16 protein-coding genes are annotated in these 16,927 nt (G+C 70.8%); 4 read left to right on the top strand and 12 right to left on the bottom strand.

Annotated elements, in window-relative coordinates; translation table 11 throughout:
- Positions 1–73: 73 nt before the first annotated feature.
- From EDC36_RS04945 to EDC36_RS04910, 8 genes are all read right to left on the bottom strand, one after another.
- On the bottom strand, positions 74–319 hold the full coding sequence (locus EDC36_RS04945; protein WP_132962144.1) for a hypothetical protein: 246 nt from the start codon (positions 317–319) through the stop codon (positions 74–76).
- Complete coding sequence (locus tag EDC36_RS04940; protein WP_132962143.1) at positions 316–984, bottom strand: response regulator transcription factor; 669 nt, start codon at positions 982–984, stop codon at positions 316–318. Before EDC36_RS04940 ends, EDC36_RS04945 begins: the two co-directional genes overlap by 4 nt.
- Positions 985–1,002: 18 nt before the next feature.
- Complete coding sequence (locus EDC36_RS04935) at positions 1,003–2,421, bottom strand: HlyD family type I secretion periplasmic adaptor subunit (RefSeq protein WP_132962142.1); 1,419 nt, start codon at positions 2,419–2,421, stop codon at positions 1,003–1,005.
- Positions 2,418–4,589, bottom strand: coding sequence for a type I secretion system permease/ATPase (locus EDC36_RS04930; protein WP_132962141.1), 2,172 nt, complete (start codon positions 4,587–4,589; stop codon positions 2,418–2,420). The genes EDC36_RS04935 and EDC36_RS04930 overlap by 4 nt, the downstream gene beginning before the upstream one ends.
- Before the next feature lie 120 nt (positions 4,590–4,709).
- Positions 4,710–6,440, bottom strand: coding sequence for a phosphoenolpyruvate--protein phosphotransferase (gene ptsP / locus EDC36_RS04925; protein WP_132962140.1), 1,731 nt, complete (start codon positions 6,438–6,440; stop codon positions 4,710–4,712).
- Entirely contained in the window at positions 6,437–6,706 is a 270-nt protein-coding gene (locus EDC36_RS04920; protein WP_132962139.1) for an HPr family phosphocarrier protein, read from the bottom strand. The genes ptsP and EDC36_RS04920 overlap by 4 nt, the downstream gene beginning before the upstream one ends.
- Before the next feature lie 37 nt (positions 6,707–6,743).
- Complete coding sequence (locus EDC36_RS04915) at positions 6,744–7,151, bottom strand: PTS sugar transporter subunit IIA (RefSeq protein ID WP_132962138.1); 408 nt, start codon at positions 7,149–7,151, stop codon at positions 6,744–6,746.
- A gap of 9 nt (positions 7,152–7,160) precedes the next feature.
- On the bottom strand, positions 7,161–7,742 hold the full coding sequence (locus EDC36_RS04910; RefSeq protein ID WP_132962137.1) for a hypothetical protein: 582 nt from the start codon (positions 7,740–7,742) through the stop codon (positions 7,161–7,163).
- Between the two features lie 26 nt (positions 7,743–7,768).
- Here EDC36_RS04910 and EDC36_RS04905 point away from each other — a divergent pair, with 26 nt between their 5' ends.
- The gene (locus EDC36_RS04905; RefSeq protein WP_243646477.1) at positions 7,769–8,209 is read left to right on the top strand and encodes a thioredoxin domain-containing protein; all 441 of its coding nucleotides are present in this window, start codon (positions 7,769–7,771) and stop codon (positions 8,207–8,209) included.
- 4 nt (positions 8,210–8,213) lie between these two features.
- Here EDC36_RS04905 and EDC36_RS04900 read toward each other — a convergent pair whose 3' ends face one another.
- From EDC36_RS04900 to EDC36_RS04890, 3 genes are read right to left on the bottom strand one after another with little or no spacing between them, the layout of a single operon-like run.
- The gene (locus tag EDC36_RS04900) at positions 8,214–9,173 is read right to left on the bottom strand and encodes a diguanylate cyclase domain-containing protein (protein WP_132962136.1); all 960 of its coding nucleotides are present in this window, start codon (positions 9,171–9,173) and stop codon (positions 8,214–8,216) included.
- The gene (locus EDC36_RS04895; protein ID WP_132962135.1) at positions 9,160–14,541 is read right to left on the bottom strand and encodes a PAS domain S-box protein; all 5,382 of its coding nucleotides are present in this window, start codon (positions 14,539–14,541) and stop codon (positions 9,160–9,162) included. Before EDC36_RS04895 ends, EDC36_RS04900 begins: the two co-directional genes overlap by 14 nt.
- Positions 14,542–14,560: 19 nt before the next feature.
- Positions 14,561–14,953, bottom strand: a complete 393-nt coding sequence (locus tag EDC36_RS04890) for a response regulator (protein WP_165902817.1) — start codon at positions 14,951–14,953, stop codon at positions 14,561–14,563.
- 81 nt (positions 14,954–15,034) lie between these two features.
- Between EDC36_RS04890 and EDC36_RS04885 the strand changes: the two genes are divergently transcribed.
- Positions 15,035–15,529 (top strand): TlpA family protein disulfide reductase, encoded by a 495-nt coding sequence (locus EDC36_RS04885; RefSeq protein WP_132962133.1) that lies wholly within the window; start codon positions 15,035–15,037, stop codon positions 15,527–15,529.
- A gap of 24 nt (positions 15,530–15,553) precedes the next feature.
- On the opposite strand, the gene EDC36_RS04880 is transcribed toward EDC36_RS04885, so the two are convergent.
- On the bottom strand, positions 15,554–16,000 hold the full coding sequence (locus EDC36_RS04880; protein ID WP_132962132.1) for a c-type cytochrome: 447 nt from the start codon (positions 15,998–16,000) through the stop codon (positions 15,554–15,556).
- 56 nt (positions 16,001–16,056) lie between these two features.
- On the opposite strand from EDC36_RS04880, the gene EDC36_RS04875 reads away from it, so the two are divergent.
- Complete coding sequence (locus tag EDC36_RS04875; protein WP_390616928.1) at positions 16,057–16,797, top strand: cytochrome b/b6 domain-containing protein; 741 nt, start codon at positions 16,057–16,059, stop codon at positions 16,795–16,797.
- Between the two features lie 23 nt (positions 16,798–16,820).
- Positions 16,821–16,927, top strand: a 107-nt coding sequence (locus EDC36_RS13465; protein ID WP_132962130.1) for an AAA family ATPase, incomplete at its 3' end; no start/stop codon positions are given.

The following is a 16,927-nucleotide window of genomic DNA, read 5'->3' as shown; positions in this document are numbered from 1 at the left end:
CTGTAGCCCTGGGGCCGCTGCACGGCCATTGGACCAAAGTCCAATTTTTGGGGGGCGGTGGGGCGCGGCCGTGTCAGATCACGCCCTGGTCATCGTCCAGCAGTTGCAAGCGGCGGCTGAGCGCGGCGCGGCTGGCGCGCCGCTGCAGCAGCTTGGCCTGCGCAGGCGCGGGGAAGTCGGTGAACTGGATGACGCCGCGCGCGATCAGGATGTCGATCAGGTCTTCGGTGATGCGCGCCAGGTCCGCGTCGGTGCGGCTGAGGTGCTCGCGTTCCTCGTCGGGCGCGGGCGCCTCGGGGGCGGGGGTGGGGTCGCTCATGGCAGGGCTTTCGGCTCGGTCGCGGGCTGGCCGTCGGTCAGCAGCAGGGCCAGTTGCACACGGTCGCGCACGCCCAGCTTGGCAAACACCTGGCCCAGGTGCGCTTTGACGGTACGCTCGCTGATGAAGAGCTGCTCGGCCACCTCGCGGTTGGACTTGCCGGCGGCCACCGCGCGGGCCACCTGGGCTTCGCGTTCGGACAGCACCGACAGGTCCGCCACCGAGCGCGCCGCCGCCGGCGCATGGGCCAGCACGGTGCGGGCCGCGGCCAACAGGCGTTGCACCAGCTCGGGCCCGGCCCACAGGCCGCCGTGGCGCACGACGTGCTCGACTTCGCGCAGCATGGCGGGCACCGCCAGCAGGTGCACGTAGCCGCGCGCGCCGGCGTTGAGGGCGCGCAAGCCCTCGTCGTCGTGGGGCACGGGGCTGAGCACCACCACCGCCACGTCGCGCCGCTGCTGCGCCAGCTCGCGCACGCGTGCCTCCCAGCCCGGCAGGGTGACCGGCACCCACACGGTGTCGCCCGCGCGCAGCGTGGCCTGCAGCGTGGCCCAGGTGCTCCACTGGCCGTCGGCAAAGGCCTGCAGCCAGCGCTCGGGCGGCGCGGAAGGCGCGGGCGGCGCGGCCCCGGGGCCGGCGACGAGGAAGTGGCGTTTGCCGCTCATGGGGTGACTCCCGACGGATCAGCGCTCGGTCAGCGCGTTGGCCTTGGCGCGCAGCACGGGCTTGAGCAGGTACTGCAGCACGGTCTTTTTGCCGGTAAGGATGTCCACCTGCGCCACCATGCCGGGGATGATAGGCAGCCCCGGCCCAAGGCTGGCGCGGTGGGTGCGCAAGCGCACGATGTAGTAGGCGTTGCCTTTGTCGTCCACCACCGAGTCGGCGCCGATGCTCTCCACGTCGGCTTCGAGGCCACCGTAGATGGCAAAGTCGTAGGCGGTGAACTTGACCATGGCGCGCAGGCCGGGCCGCAAAAAGGCGATGTCCTTGGGGGCGATGCGTGCCTCCAGGATCAGCGCGTCGTCCAGCGGCACGATCTCCACCACCTCGCGCCCCGGTTGAACGACCGCGCCCACGGTGTTGACGTGCAGCCGCTTGACGGTGCCGCGCACGGGCGACTTGAGGTCGGCCTTGAGCACCTTGTCTTCCAGCGCGCGGCCCCCTTCGGCCAAGGCGGACAGGCGGCTGAGCGTGTCGGACAGCTCGGCGCTCATCTGCGCGCGCGCCTGCAGTTGCACTTCGTCGATGCGGCGCTGTGCCTCCGCAATGGCCGCCTGCACGCGCGCGATCTGGGCCGTGGCCTGTTCGCGCTCGCCGCGCAGGCGGGTGACTTCGCGCTCCAGGCGCAGCACCTCGACTTCGGACACGGCGCCGCTGCGCACCATCGGGCGGGTGGCTTCCAACTCACGCTGGGTCAGCTCCAGGCTGCGTTCGGCTTGCTCGCGGCGGGCGCGCGCTTCGTTGAGCTCCTGTTGGCGCTGCCCAAGCTGGCTTTGCGTGATGCCGATTTGCGCCGCGATTTCGGCACGCTTGGCCTCGTAGGCGGCGCGTTCCTGCGCCACCAGCTGCGGCGCTTCGCGCAGCAGCTCGGCCGAGGGGTTGAACGGCCGCCCCTGGATGAGCGCCTGCAGCCGCTCGGCTTTGGCTTGCAGCGCCAGTTGCGTGGCGCGGCTTTCGCTCAGGTTGGCGGCAAAGCGCGTGGGGTCCACGCGCAGCAGCAACTGGCCCGCTTGCACGAGTTCGCCCTCGCGCACCAGGATTTCGGTCACCACGCCACCATCGACGCTTTGCACCACCTGCACCTGGCTGGAGGGCACGACGCGCGCTTCGCCGCGGGTGACTTCGTCCAGCTCGGCAAACGCCGCCCACACGATGAGGGCCACCACCACCACCGCAGCGATGCGCAGCAGGTAGCGCGCGCGCAGCGGCTCTTGTTGCAGCTGCGCCCAGTCGGCGTCGGCGCCCCAGTCCTGGACCTGCTGGGCGTCGGGCGCGCCGCCCAGGCGGTCCACGAATCGCCCAAACAGCAGCCGACCCAGGCCGCCGCCACGCTCGGTGAGGCGGCCGATGCGGTCGAATCCCTTGGCTCCCAGCTCGCTCATGGCGCCACCTTTCCGATGCGGCCTTCGCGCAGCGCTTGCACGACCAGATCCTTGGGGCCGTCGGCCACGACGCGGCCAGCGTCCAGCACGATCAGGCGGTCCACCAGGTCCAGCAGCGACGTGCGGTGCGTCACCAGCACCAGCGTCTTGCCCGCCAGGTGCTGCTTGAGGCGCGCCTTGACCGTCTCTTCGGTGCTGTGGTCCATCGACGCCGTGGGTTCGTCCATCAGCAGGATCGTGGGGTCGTGCACCAGCGCACGGGCGATCGCCACGCCCTGGCGCTGACCGCCCGAAAGCGACTCGCCACGCTCGCCCACCACCATGTCGAAACCCTGCGGGTGGGCGTTGACAAAGTCGGTGATGGCGCCCACGTGCGCCGCGCGCAACAGGTCTTCGTCGTCGGCCTGGGGCGCGCCCAGCACAATGTTGTCGCGCAACGTGCCGTAAAACAGCATCACGTCTTGCTGCACGTAGCCGATGTGGCGGCGCAGCTCGGCCGGGTCGAGCTGGCGCACGTCCACCCCGTCGATCAGCACCGCGCCGCTGGTGGGCCGGTACAGCCCCAGGATGAGTTTTTGCACCGTGGTCTTGCCCGAGCCGACCCGGCCCAGGATGGCCACGCGCTCGCCGGGCTGGATGCGCAGGCTCACCCCGCGCAGCGCGCCGTTTTGCTGGCCCGGGTATTGGAACGACACGTCGCGCAGCTCGATGGCGCCTTCGAAGTGGCCCCGGGTGACGAAGTGCGCTTGCGGCGGGCGCTCGACCTCGCGCTTCATCAACTCGTCGAGCGAATCGAGCGCCGTGCGCGCGGTGTGGTACTGCACCAGCAGCCCCGCCACCTGGCCGATCGGGGCCATCGCGCGCGAGGCCAGCATGGTGCAGGCGATCAGCCCGCCCAGCGACAGTTCGCGCTCGCCGATCAGGTACACGCCGATCATGACCATGACGACGTTGACCGTTTGCTGCACGAACATCGAGGTGTTGCTGGCGCTGCTGGACAGCAAGCGCAGCTGCGCGCCGACGCGCGCCAGCAGCGCGGCGCTGTGCTCCCATTTGCGCTGCAGGGGCGACTCGGCCGCCAGCGCCTTGACGGTTTCGAACCCCACCAGCGCCTCCACCAGCGTGGCGTTGCGCTGCGCGCTGGCGCGGTAGGTGGTTTCGGTGAGCTGGTGCATGCGCCCCTGCACCGCCAGCGCGTACAGCAGCATCAGCACCGCCCCCACCAGCAGCGGCAGCACCATGGGCGGCGCGATCCACGTGATGACAGCCACGAACAGCAGCGCGTACGGCAGGTCGACGAAGGCCATCACCGTGGCCGAGCCGATGAAGTCGCGCACCGACTCGAACGCGCGCAGGTTGGAAGCGAACGAGCCCGCCGACGCCGGGCGCTGCTCCATGCGCAGGCCCAGCACCCGCTCCATGATCAGCGCCGACAGGCGCACGTCAGCGCGGCTGCTGGCCAGGTCGACAAAGCGCACGCGCAGCATGCGCAGCACCATGTCGCCCAGCAGCACCACCAGCACGCCCAGCGCCAGCACCCACAACGTGTCGAACGCCTGGTTGGGCACGACGCGGTCGTACACGTTCATCACGAACAGCGGCATGGCCACCGCGAACAGGTTGGTCAGAAACGCCGCCAGCAGCACGTCACGGTACAGACGGGCGTTGTCGGCGATGACGCTCCAAAACCAGTGGCCGTCGCGCCCCTTGGACACGACGCCCGCGCGCGCCTCGAACTGCTGCCGTGGCCGCAGGTACACGGCACGGCCGCTGTAGCGCGCCTGCAGGGCCTGCAGCGGCACATCCACCGGGGCGTCGTCCAGCTCCGGGTACACGACGCGACAGGTGCCGTCGTCGCGGCGCTCCAGCAGCACGCAGGCGTCGCGTCCGTCCAGCAACAGGATGGCCGGCAACAGCTCGGCGCGCAGCGCGTGCAGCGGCTGGCGCACGATGCGGCTGCTCAGGCCGCAGCGGCGCGCGGCACGCTCCAGCAGGCTGGGCGTCAGGCGGCCATCGACCAGCGGCAACCCTGCGGTCACGCCCTCGGCGCTGTTGGTGCGCCCGTGGGCGCGCGCCACGACGAGCAAACACGCCAGCAACGGGTCGGGCTGGCCCACGGTGGGCGGGGTGGGTGCAACCGGCGCCGCAGGGCTGGCGGACTCGGCCATGCCAAGGTCTCCTGATGGGATGGGCCGGCGCTGGGCCGGGCGTGCGGCGACGCCGCCCCACACCACCCGCCACGCCGGCATGAAGTGATGAAAATGAGTGTAACAGCGTTGCGGGCCGCTTCAACCGACCAGCAGCGCCGCCGGCTCGTCGCTGGCCACCACCTGTTGCGCCCACGCCTGCAGCTTGCGTGTGTCGCTGCGCAGCACCTGCTGCTTGACCGGCAGGATCTGTGTCGGGTGCATCGAAAAGCTGCGCAACCCCAGCCCCAGCAGCAGCCGCGTCAGGGTCACGTCGCCGGCCATCTCGCCGCACACGCTGACCGGTTTGCCCGCCTCGCGCGCGGCGGCGATGGTGTCGGCCACCATGCGCAGCACCGCCGGGTGCAGCGGGTCGTACAGGTGCGCCACCGACTCGTCCACACGGTCGATGGCCAGCGCGTACTGGATCAGGTCGTTGGTGCCGATGGACACAAAGTCCACGTGCGGCAGCAACATGCGCACCGCCAGCGCAGCGGCGGGCACCTCGATCATGGCCCCCAGGCGCACCGGGCCGTACACGGTGCCGCGGCGGTCGAGCTGCTCGCGCGCCTTGGCCAGCATCGTGTGCACCTGGCGGATTTCACGCAGGTGCGCCACCATCGGGATGAGGATGTTGACGCGCCCGTGCGCCGCCGCGCGCAAGATGGCGCGCAACTGCGTCAGGAACATGGCCGGCTCGGCCAGGCTCCAGCGGATGGCGCGCAACCCCAGCGCGGGGTTCAGGTGCTCGTCACGCCGGTGGTGGTCCAGCGGCTTGTCGGCGCCCACGTCCACGGTGCGGATGGTCACCGGCAGCCCGTGCATGCCCTCCACCGCGCGGCGGTAGGCGTCGTATTGCTCTTCCTCGTCGGGCAGGTGGCCGCCGCGGCCCATGAACAAAAATTCGGTGCGAAACAGCCCCACGCCCACCGCCCCCACGGCCAGCGCGGGCAGGGTGTCCTCGGGCAGCTCGATGTTGGCCAGCAGCTCGATGCGCTGCCCGTCCAGCGTCACCGCGGGCGTATTTTTGATGCGGGTGAGCTTTTCGCGCTCCACCTCGCCTTGGCGCTGCTTGTAGCCGTACTCGGCCAGCATCATCGGTGTGGGGTTGACGATCAGCACGCCCGCGTCACCGTCGATGATGACCAGGTCGTCTTGCTGCACCCACTGGCTGGCGTTGCGCACGCCCACCACCGCGGGGATTTCCAGGCTGCGCGCCACGATCGCCGTGTGGCTGGTGCGGCCACCGACGTCGGTGACGAAACCGGCAAACACGCCGTGCTTGAAGTGCAGCATGTCCGCCGGCGACAGGTCGTGCGCCACCAGCACCAACGCCTCGCCCTCGGCGCTGGGGGTGGGCGCGTGCGCCAGCGGCGACGGTGCGCCTTGCAACACGCGCAACATGCGCTCCACCACCTGCTCCAGGTCGGCCCGGCGCTCGCGCAGGTAGGGGTCTTCCATGTCGTCGAACTGGCGCGCCACCACCTCCAGCTGCGCGGTCAGCGCCCACTCGGCGTTGTAGTGGCGCTCGCTCACCCAGTGCTTGACGCCCTCTTGCAACTGCTCGTCCTGCAACAGCATCAGGTGCACTTCCAGCAGCGCCGCCAGCTCGGCGTGCGCCCCCACCCCGTCGTGCGCCAGGCCCTGACGAAGCCGCTGCAGGTCGTCGATGACGGTGTCGCGCGCGCGGCGCAAGCGCGCCATCTCGTCAGAAACCTGCTCGGGCGCGATGAAGTAGTGCGCCACGTCCACCCGGCTGGCTGCCGCCAGCACCGCGCGGCCGATGGCCACGCCGCGTGACACCGCCTGCCCGTGCAGCGTGAAGGTGGTCATTCCCCTTCTCCGAATCGGTCGGCGATCAGCGCCAGGATGGCCTGCATCGCCTCGTCTTCCTGCGGTCCGTCGGTTTCGATCTCGACCGTGGCCCCCAGCCCGGCGGCCAACATCATCACCCCCATGATGCTCTTGGCGTTGATGCGCCGGCCCGCGCGGCTCATCCACACCTCGCATGGGTAACTGGCCGCCAGCTTGGTCAGTTTGGCCGCGGCGCGCGCGTGCAGACCGAGCTTGTTGCAGATGGTGGCGCTTTGCTTGAGCATGGCGGGCGGTGTGCGTTGGATAGGCGGGGCGCGGGCCTTACGGGCTGGTAGGGGGCGAGGTGGGCGGCGCCAGCGGCATCACCCCTTGCGTGCCGCCGCTGGTGGCGCGCGCCACCAGCGCGTCGATGGGTTCGTGGCGGTAGGTGACCGCGCGCAGCAGCATCGGCAAGTTGACGCCGGCCACCACGCGGGTGTGCACGCCGTCGCCCAACTGGGCGGCGACGTTGCCGGGGGTCGCGCCCACAAGGTCGGTCAGCACCAGCGTGTCGTCGGCGCCGTGCAACGCGATCAGCGCGCGCGCCTGCGCCAGCGTGACCTCGGGCGGCTGGTCCGGGGGCACGTCCAGCGCATCGACCACGCGCTGCGCCTCCGGGAAAACGTGCAACACGCACTGGCGCAAGGCGGAGGCCAGCGGCGCGTGGGCGATGACGAGGATACCGTTCACGGCCTGTGATTATGGGCCAGCGGCGCGCCACGCGACGGCGCCCCAAAACGCCTCGGCCTGCGCCTGCGGCAGCGGCTGCGCACCGCCGTAGACGGCCGCCTGCAGCAGCCAGCCGCCGCGCGCGCTGTAGTGCAGTTGCGCCAGCACCGCGCGGCCGTCCGGCGCCTGCCCGTGCCCGCGCACACAGCGCTGCTGCGCAGCGCCGCGCGCCTGGCAAGGCTGCTCGAGCCAACCCGGCGGCAGCGCGTCACCCTCGGGCGCCACCCCCAGCGTGGCCCAACTGGCGCGCAGCCAGTGGGTCATCGCCTGGGGGGCGGCCGCCTCGTGCGGCAGGCGCGCTTCGGCCAGCACCCAGGTGCGCCCGTCCGCCGTGCAGCTCAGCACCCGCAACGGCACCGCGGGCTGGTCCGGCCCCAGCAGCGGCACGGCGCGCTCGCCCTGCTCGGGCTTGCACGGCAGCAGCGCCTGCACCGGCGCGCTCAGTGGCGCGGTGCGCCAGTCCAGCGCGGCGCTGCACGCCACCAGCACGGCGCCCAACAACGCCGCGCCCCCCCGGGCTGCACGGATCTTCGATTCGTCGCACAATCGCATACCGCCATCGTAGCCGAGCTTGCCGCATGAGCACCGCCACCCCAACCGCCCCGCCGATGGGCAGCGACGCCCTGCCCACCCCCGCCTCGCTGCCGCAGGCCGCCGCGGTGGCGCGCGCGCAGGGCGAGCCGCTGGTGGTGATGGTGACGCTGCGCGGTTGCGCGTTTTGCGACATCGTGCGCCGCCACCACCTGCTGCCGATGCTGCGCCGTGGCGAGGTGCACGCGGTGCAGGTGGACATGCTGGACCGCAGCACGGCGCTCGCGGGCTTCGACGGTCAGCCCACCACCGGCTACGCGCTGGCGCGCGGCTGGCGCATCAGCGTGGCGCCCACGCTGTTGTTCGTGGACGAACGCGGGCGTGAACTGGCCGAGCGGCTCGAAGGCATGGGCCTGGCCGACTTTTACGGGCCGTACCTGGAGCAGCGCTTGCAGCAGGCGCGCCAGCGGTTGCGCACGGGGCGGTAGGCACTCAGTCGTCCTGGCCCAGCACGGCGGCGCACACCCGCGCACGGCCCAGGCGCTTGGCCTCGTACAACTGGGCGTCGGCCAAGCCCAGCAGCAACGCCGGTTGCCAGCCGGGGTGCGCCGGCCCGCGGCGCGTGGCCACGCCCATGCTGGCGGTCAGCACCCCGCCGTCCACCCCTTGCCGATGGGGGATGCCCATCGCCCGCACTTCGGCCAGCAGCGCCTCGGCTAGCGCGCGCGCGTCGTCGGCGTCGGTGTCGGGCAGCAGGCAAGCGAACTCCTCGCCGCCGTAGCGCGCCACCACGTCGGTGCTGCGGCGCACGTGCTCGCGCAGGCACGCGGCCACGCGGCGCAGCGCGTCGTCGCCCGCCTGGTGCCCGTAATGGTCGTTGTACGCCTTGAAGTGGTCCACATCGACCAGAATCAGGCTCAGCGCCGTGCCGTGGCGCTGCGCCCGCGCCCACTCGATGGCCAACCGCTGGTCGAATTGACGCCGGTTGGCCACACCGGTCAGCCCATCGACGTAGGCCAAGGCACGCAGCAGGTCCGACTGGAACTTCAGCGTCAGGTGGGTGCGCACCCGCGCGCGCACAACGCTGGGGTTGATGGGTTTGGAGATAAAGTCCACCGCGCCCGCTTCCAGGCAGCGTGTTTCGATGTCGCCACCGCCGTGCGCGGTGACAAAAATCACCGGAATGTCGGCCGTTTCGCGCTGCTGGCGCAGCCGCGCCAGCACCTCGAAGCCGTCCAGGCCGTCCATCACGACGTCGAGCAGAATCAGGTCGGGCAACTGCTCGCTGGCCACTTTGAGCGCCTGCTCGCCACCCGTGGCCATGAACAACTGGTACTCGCCCGCAAGCGCCCGGTACAGCACCTGCAGCTGCACCGGCTGGTCGTCCACCAGCAGCAGCCGCGGCTTGCGCGCGGGCCACGCCGGCGGCAGGGTGTGTTCAGGCGCCGCCATCGCTTGCCTCCTCGCCGCCCAGCAGCGCCTGCACGGCGGCGCGCGCGGCCTCGAAGTCCATCGCCTCCATGGCCTGGTGCAGCGGTGCCCAGCGCGGGTCGCGCGCCACCGCGGGGTCGGCCAGCAGGCTGTCGTGCAGCTCCAACGCTTCCATGTCGCTGGCGGCCAACAGCGCCACCAGGCGCTGCAGCGTGTCGCGCCAGCGCGCCGGGTCGGCGGCCTGGGCCTGGTCGGCAGCGCCAGCTTCGGTCGGCTCAGGTGGCACCAGGCCACGCGCCACCAACTGCGCCAGCACGCGCTGCAAGGCCTGCGCGCTGGCCTGCAGCTCCTCGGCCAACGGCGGCCACCACGTCGGCACGGCCTGCGCCTGCGCGGCCGTGCCGGTCAGCGCCTGTTTGACAGCGCGCTCGGCCTCGGCCGCGCACTGGGCCAGCCGCGTGGCACCCACGGTGGCCGCCGTGCCCTTGAGCGTGTGCAGCAACGCCGCCAGCGCCGCGTCGAGCGCGGCGCCCAGCTTGGCGTCGAGCTGGGCCTGGGTGTGCGGCAAGCCTTGCACAAAGCCGCGCACGATGCGTTGGTACAGCGACGGATCGCCCCCCAGGCGCTGCAAGGCCCCGGGCACGTCCACCCGATCGGCGTCGGGCCACGGCGCCGCCAGCGCCTGGTCGTCCAGCGGCGGCCCCTCGGCGGGGGCTGGCGCGGGCGCGTGCGTGTCCCCGCGCACCCCGTGCGGCGCCCAGTGCAGCAGCACGCGCACCAACTGGTCGATGGCAAACGGTTTGCCCACATGGTCGTTCATGCCCGCCGCCAGGCACGCTTCGCGGTCGCTGGCCATGGCGTTGGCGGTCATCGCGACGATGGGCAGCGCAGTCAGCCCCAGTTGCGTGCGAATGGCCTGCGTGGCCTGCAAGCCATCCATCACCGGCATTTGCATGTCCATCAGCACCACGTCCCATGCCTGGGGATGGGCCCTGAGCTGGTCCAGCGCCGCCTGGCCGTGCTCGGCCACGGTGACCTCGGCGCCTTCGCGCTGCAGCAGCTCGCTCGCCACCTGCTGGTTGATGACATTGTCTTCGACCAGCAGCACGCGCATGCCCGCCAGCCGCCGCGCCCCCGCCACGGGCGCCGGTGCCGGCGTACCGTGGGCGCTGGCGCGCGCCTGACGCACGGCTTCCAACAGCATCGACGCGGTCACCGGTTTGACCAAAAAGCCGTCCAACGCCGCCTGCCGCTCGGGCGGCACGTCGGCCAGCACCTCGCGCCCGCTGGCCGTGACCATCACCACCGCCACGCGCGCGGCCAGCGTCGGGTCGCCGCGCAGCGTTTGCGCCAGCGCCAAGCCATCCATGCCGGGCATGGCCCAGTCGACGAAGACCACGTCGTACGGCACCGCGGCGCTGCGCACACGCTGCTGCGCAGCCTCGGCATCGGCCACGGCGTCGCAGGTCCACCCAAGCTGGTGCACCGCCGCGCACAGCAGCTCGCGCGCCTGCGGGTGGTCGTCCACCACCAGGCAGCGCAGGCCCAACAACTCCGGCGGCACGCCGTCGGCGGCCAGCGCGGCGGGCACCTCGCGCGCCACCGGCAGCTCGACTTCGAAGGCAAACGTGCTGCCCTGCCCCGGGGTGCTTTGCACACCCAGGTCGCCCCCCATCATCTGCACCAAGCGGCGGCTGATGGCCAAGCCCAGCCCCGTGCCGCCGAAGCGGCGCGTGGTGGACGCTTCGGCCTGCTGAAACGGCGTGAACAGGCGCGCTTGCGCCTCCGGCGCGATGCCAATGCCGGTGTCGATGACGGCGATGCGCAGCCGCACGCGCTCGCCGCCGTCGGCGTCGGTGTGGCGCTGCAGCAGGCGCGCCTGCACGGTGACGCTGCCGCTGGCGGTGAACTTGATGGCGTTGCCGGCCAGGTTGATGAGCACCTGCTGCAGCCGCATCGCGTCGCCCACCAGCACGCGCGGGATGGCGGGGTCGAGGTCGTACAGCAGCTCCAGCCGCTTGCCTTTGAGGCTGGCGGCCATGATGGTGGCCAAGTCGCGCCACAGGCGGTCGATGGCAAACGGCTCGGGGTCCAGCTCCAGCTTGCCGGCTTCGATCTTGGAAAAGTCCAAGATGTCGTTGAGGATGCCCAGCAGCGACTTGGCAGCGGACTCGGCCTTTTCGGCGTAGTCGCGCTGGCGCGCATCCAGCGCCGTGCCCAGCAACAGTTGCAGCATGCCCAGCACGGCGTTCATCGGCGTGCGGATTTCGTGGCTCATGTTGGCCACGAACTGGCTCTTGGCGCGGCTGGCTTCCTCCGCCGCGCGACGGGCATTTTCCAGCTCGGTGACGTCGTAGCGCAGGCCCACGTGCAGGCCGCTGGCGGTGTTGCGCTCGACGATGCGCAGCGCTTGGCCGTTTGGACGGTGCACGACACGGTCGGTGGTGCCGGCGCGAAAGTCGGCCAGCCGCTGCTGCAGCCACGCCTCGGGTTCGGCGCCACCAAGGTCGATGCTGCGCCGCTCGACGCCGGTGCGGATGAAGGTCTCAAACGTCACGCCGGGCTGCAGGATGTCGGCCAGCGCCGCGTGCATCTGGTAGAAGCGGTCGTTGGCCCACAGCAGCCGCTCCTGGGCGTCGAACACCGACAGCGCCGCCCCCGCCGCGTCCAGCGCGCTGATGAGCAAGTCGCGGTTGTCCTCGGCGGCACGGCGCGCGTTTTCGAGGTCGGTGACGTCGATGCGAAAGCCCACCGTGTAGCCCTCGGGCGTGCGCCGCTCGACGATGCGCAGCACCCGCCCGTCGGCCAGCCGCTGGACGAAGTCGTCGTTGGCGGCGCGGTGGCGCTGCAGGCGCTCGGCCACCCAGGCGTCCACGCGCCCGACCGCCTCGGCATATTGACCGCGCTCGGCGCCGTAGCGGATGATTTCTTCGAACGTGCGCCCTGGCTCCAGCATCGGCGCCGACACGGCGTAGATCTGCCGGTAGCGCTCGTTGCAAAACACCAGCCGGTCGTGCTCGTCGTACAGCGCAAAACCGTCGGGCAGGGTCTCGATGGCGCTGCGCAACAAGGCCTCGGCGCGCGCCGCCGCTTCCTCGGCCACCTTGAGGTCGGTGATGTCCAGGGTGGTGCCGTACACCTCGCGCGCGCGGCCTGCGGCATCACGCTCGAACACCTCGCCACGCGCGCGCACCCACAGCCAGTGGCCGTCGGTGTGGCGCAGACGCAGCGTGTACTCGAAGCTGTCGCTCAAACCGTCGGCGTACGCCTGCAGCGCCAACATCGCGCCGGGCAGATCATCCGGGTGCACATGCTCCACCCACGTCGCCACCCCCAGCCGCAGCGGGCCAGACTCCGGGCGCCCCACCAGCCGCAGCCAGCGCGTATCAACCTCGATGTCACCGCTGTCAGGCTGCCACACCCAGGTGCCTGCACCGGTGGCGCGCACAATATTTTCCAGCCGTCGGCGGCTGGCCGCCAGCGCCGCCTCCACCTGCTTGCGTGGCGTGATGTCGAAACGGATCGACAGGTAGCGCTCGATGTGCCCCTGCGCGTCCAGCAGGGGCGCGACGATGCTGTCGACCCAGTACAGGCGGCCGTCCTTGGCGCGGTTGCAGATTTCGCCCCGCCACGCCCGGCCGCTGCGGATCGTGCGCCAGAAGTCGGCCCAGAACGCCGCGTCGTGGTGGCCGGAGTTGATGATGTTGTGTGGCGCGCCGATGAGCTCGTCGCGGGCGTAGCCGCTGATGGCGCAAAACGCCTCGTTGACGTCGACGATGGTGCCGTCGGGTGCAGCCTGGCTAACGATGGCGTGCTCGCTCACGGTGCGCATCAGGCCTTGGGCTTCGGCCAGCGCGGCTTGCAGGCGCTCTTGCGTGCGCACGCGCTCGGTAACGTCCACCTCCACCGCCATGAAGCCGGTGCACACACCGGCCGCGTCGTACAGCGCAATCAACTCGATGTTGACCCAATACCGTCGCCCATCCTTGGCGCGGTTGAGGATGTCGACCTCACAGCCCTGGCCCCGCTGCACCGCCGCGCGCAACGTGGCCACCGCCGCCGGGTCGGTTTCGGGGCACTGCAGCAACCGCCCCGGTATTTGCCCTAGCAGCTCGGCGCGCGTGTAGCCGGTCAGTCGCTCGCAGGCGTCGTTGACCCATTCGACGCGCCCGGCGCGGTCGGTGATGATGATGCCGTTGTGCGTGTGGCGCGCCACCAACGACAGGCGCTGCACGTCGCTTTGCAGCAAACGCAGCTGCTCGCGCTCGGCGCGGCGCAGGCGAAACACCGCCATCGTCGACCATCCCGCCAACAACGCCACCGGCAGCGCACCCACGCCGACGATCGCCGCCGCCACCGGCTGCCACTGCCGCTCCAGCGCCGGCGTGCTGCGCACCCACAGCTCGTAGCGCCGCCCAGCCAGCTCGACGCTGCGCTGCGCGCCCGCCCACGCGCCGTCCAAGCCGTTTTGCCCCGCCAACCCACGCTGAACGCCACCGTGGCGGTCACCGTCCAACAGGCTCACGCCGCGCGGCCCATCCAGCTGCACGGGCTGCCCCGGTGGCGCGTCGCTGGCTGCGCGCGGCGCCTCGGGATCGATCCAGTGCCAGTCGTAGCGCTCGCCGGTCAAGCCGGCTTCGCGCGCCAGCGCCTGCGCCGGCACCCCCAACACGGCAAACCCTTGCAGGGCCTCCCAACGTTGCTCGACGCTGGCGGGCGTCCACCCGCCACGGTACATCGGCAACACGAGCAACAGCCCGTACTCGTCGCGCGCGGTGTTGGCCAGCCGCAGCGGCGCGGTCACCACGAGCTCACCGGTGGCCGCCGCCTGCTGCATGGCCTGCCAGCGCAGTGGGTCGCTGGCCAATTCCAACCCGATCAGGTGTTCTTGCCCGCTCGGTTCGATCCAATCGATCAGGTAACGGTCGCGCGCCGGGTCGTCGTGGGGGCGCAGCAACCGGTAGCGCACCTCCACCGGCAGACCACGCTGGCGAGCCTGGGCCAGCCAATGCCCCACCTCGGCCGACGGCACCCGGCGCACAAACGCCAATCCGCTGGTGGCCGGGTAGCGCTCGGGCAGCTCCAGCGGCCCCACGTACGCGCGCGCCGCACGCCAGTCGGCCTCGGGCTGGGCATGCAGCCAGCCGCGCACCCCCAACAGCAGCGCGCCGTAACGGTCGAAGGCGGCTTGCAACCGCGCTTGCGCACCGTCAAGCTCGTGGTCCAGGTAGGTTTGCAGTTCGGTGCGGGCACGCTGCTGCAGCCAGACCGACACGCCCAACCCCAGCGCCAGCACCAGCAGCGCCACCACCACCGCCATCCACCCGGGACCGCCCCAACGAAGGCGACCCAGCGCCGCGTCGTGGTCGACGGGGAATGCACGCGCCATGGACCGCCCCCTCACCCGCTCACTTCACCACACGGGCCAACTCCGCCGCCAGCCGCTGGCCATCCAGCGGCTTGGCCACGTAGCCATCAGCCCCCGCCTCGAGCAGGCGGCGCCGGTCCTCCGGCATGTCGTAGGCGGTGACCATGATGACCGGTGTGTGCCGCAGGCCCGCTTCGCGCTGCCGCAGCAAGGCCAACGCTTCGGTGCCGTCCATGCCCGGCATCGTCACGTCCATCAGCACGACGTCGAACCTTTGCGCCTGCAACGCCTCCAACGCTTTGTGGCCGTCGGTGACGAGCACGCCGCTGTGCCCCATGTCGCGCAGCAAGCGCGCCGCCAGGCGCAGGTTGAGCGGGTTGTCATCGGCCACCAACACGCGCAGCGGCCGCATCGCAGTGGGGTTCGTGGTCATGGCGCCATCGTACCCGCAAATGCAGGTTGGCCAAGCATGCGCCGCGTTGCGTTGGACCCACATCACCGGATAATTGGCACGATGAACATCCGATTGCGCCCCTGGTTGTTGGCCGCACCGCTGCTGGCCCCGCTGGGTACCCTGTGGGGGTGCTCCAGCGCGGAGCGCGCGCCCACCTCGACCTTTCACCTGCTGGACGGCCGCACCCTGACCTCGGCCGAGCTGCAGGGCAAGGTGCTGCTGGTCAATTTTTGGGCCACCACCTGCGCCACCTGCGTCAAGGAGATGCCGCTGCTGGTACAAACGCACCAGCGCTTTGCCGCGCGGGGCTTCGAAACCGTTGCGGTGGCCATGAGCTACGACCCGCCGGAGTGGGTGGCCAATTTCACGCGCACGCGCCAACTGCCGTTCCTGGTCGCGCTGGACAAGGACGGCACGCTGGCGCGCGATTGGGGCGACGTCAAACTGACCCCCACCACCTACATCGTGGATCGGCAGGGGCGCATCGTCAAACGTTACGTGGGCGAGCCCGAGCCGGCCGCGCTGCACCAGCTGCTGGAGCGACTGCTGACCTGACGCGCGCCGCCCACGGACGCTGGATCACTCGCGGTAAGCGTCGTGGCAGGCTTTGCAGGTGGCCGCGGCGTCACCAAAGGTCTTTTTGATGGCGTCGAGGTTGCCCGTGCGCGCCGCCGCATCGAGGTCGGCCACGGCCTTCATCATCTTGTCCGCACCGGCGCGCACCTTGTCCATCTCCATCCAAGCTTCGGGTTTGGTGCGGCTTTTGACCTTTTCGGTGTCGGGCGTGAAGCCCGCCCACGGCAGCTTGGACAGCGTGGCCACCAGCGCCGCGTTGTCCTGCGCCACCTTGGCGTCAAACGGGGCTTTGCCCTGCACCATCGCACCGATGCGGCCGAAGTGCGCCGCCATCACGGTGAACGCCGCCTGGCGGTATTTGACCGCGTCTTCGGGTTTTTGGAACTGCGCGTGGGCACCCGCACTCAACACCAAGGCCATGGCCGCCACGGCCAGCGAACGCATCTTCATGAGAAACCTCCTGCAAAACGGTTGGAGACGGTACGGTGGCGTACACCGTACAGTGTATGCTGATGCGCGCCGCCGTGCTCGGTTCCCTGCACCCCCAATTTGACCCTCTGACCGCCATGCGCAACCCGTCGCCCCCTGCACTGGTACCCGTTCGGATTTGGGACCTGCCCACCCGCTTGTTCCATTGGCTGCTCGTGCTGGCGGTCGTGGGCTTGATCATCACCGGCAACCTGGGGGGTAACTGGATGGTGTGGCACGCCCGCCTGGGCCTGACGGTGCTGGGGCTGCTGGTGTTCCGGCTCGTGTGGGGGGTGGAGGGCGGCCAGTGGTCGCGCTTTGCCAGCTTTTCCTACAGCCCACGCAAGTTGATGCACTACCTACGTGGCCGCGCGCCCGCCAACGCCGAGGTTGGCCACTCGCCGTTGGGCGCGCTGTCGGTGTGGGCCATGCTGGCGGTGCTGACGGTGCAAGTCGGCACGGGCCTGGTCACCGACGACGAAATCGCCTTCACCGGCCCGCTGGCGCGCTTCGTCGAGACCAGCACGGCGCTGGCCGCGACCGCCTGGCACAAAGGGCCCGGCAAGCTGGTGCTGCTGGCCCTCATCGGGCTGCACGTCGGCGCCATCGTCGTGTACCACCTGCGCGGCAAGCGGCTGGTGCCGCCGATGCTGCACGGCGACAAGCTGCTGCCCCCGGGTACCCCGGGCAGCCGCGACGACGCGCGCCAGCGCGTGCTGGCCCTGGTTTTGGCGCTGGCCTCGGGTGCGCTGGCGGCGTGGGTTGGCTCGCTCGGGTAGCGCGATCGCGCTACGATCGTGCCATGGCCGTCCACCGCCGCAAGCTGCCCATCGGCATCCAGACCTTCGCCAAGATCCGCGGCGAGGGCTGCTACTACGTCGACAAAACCCCGCTGATCGCGCGGCTGGT

The sequence above is a fragment of the Tepidimonas ignava genome (assembly GCF_004342625.1).
GTDB classification, from domain to species: domain Bacteria; phylum Pseudomonadota; class Gammaproteobacteria; order Burkholderiales; family Burkholderiaceae_C; genus Tepidimonas; species Tepidimonas ignava.
Note: the sequence above shows the minus strand (reverse complement) of the source record. Positions and strands in the feature narration are given on the sequence as shown.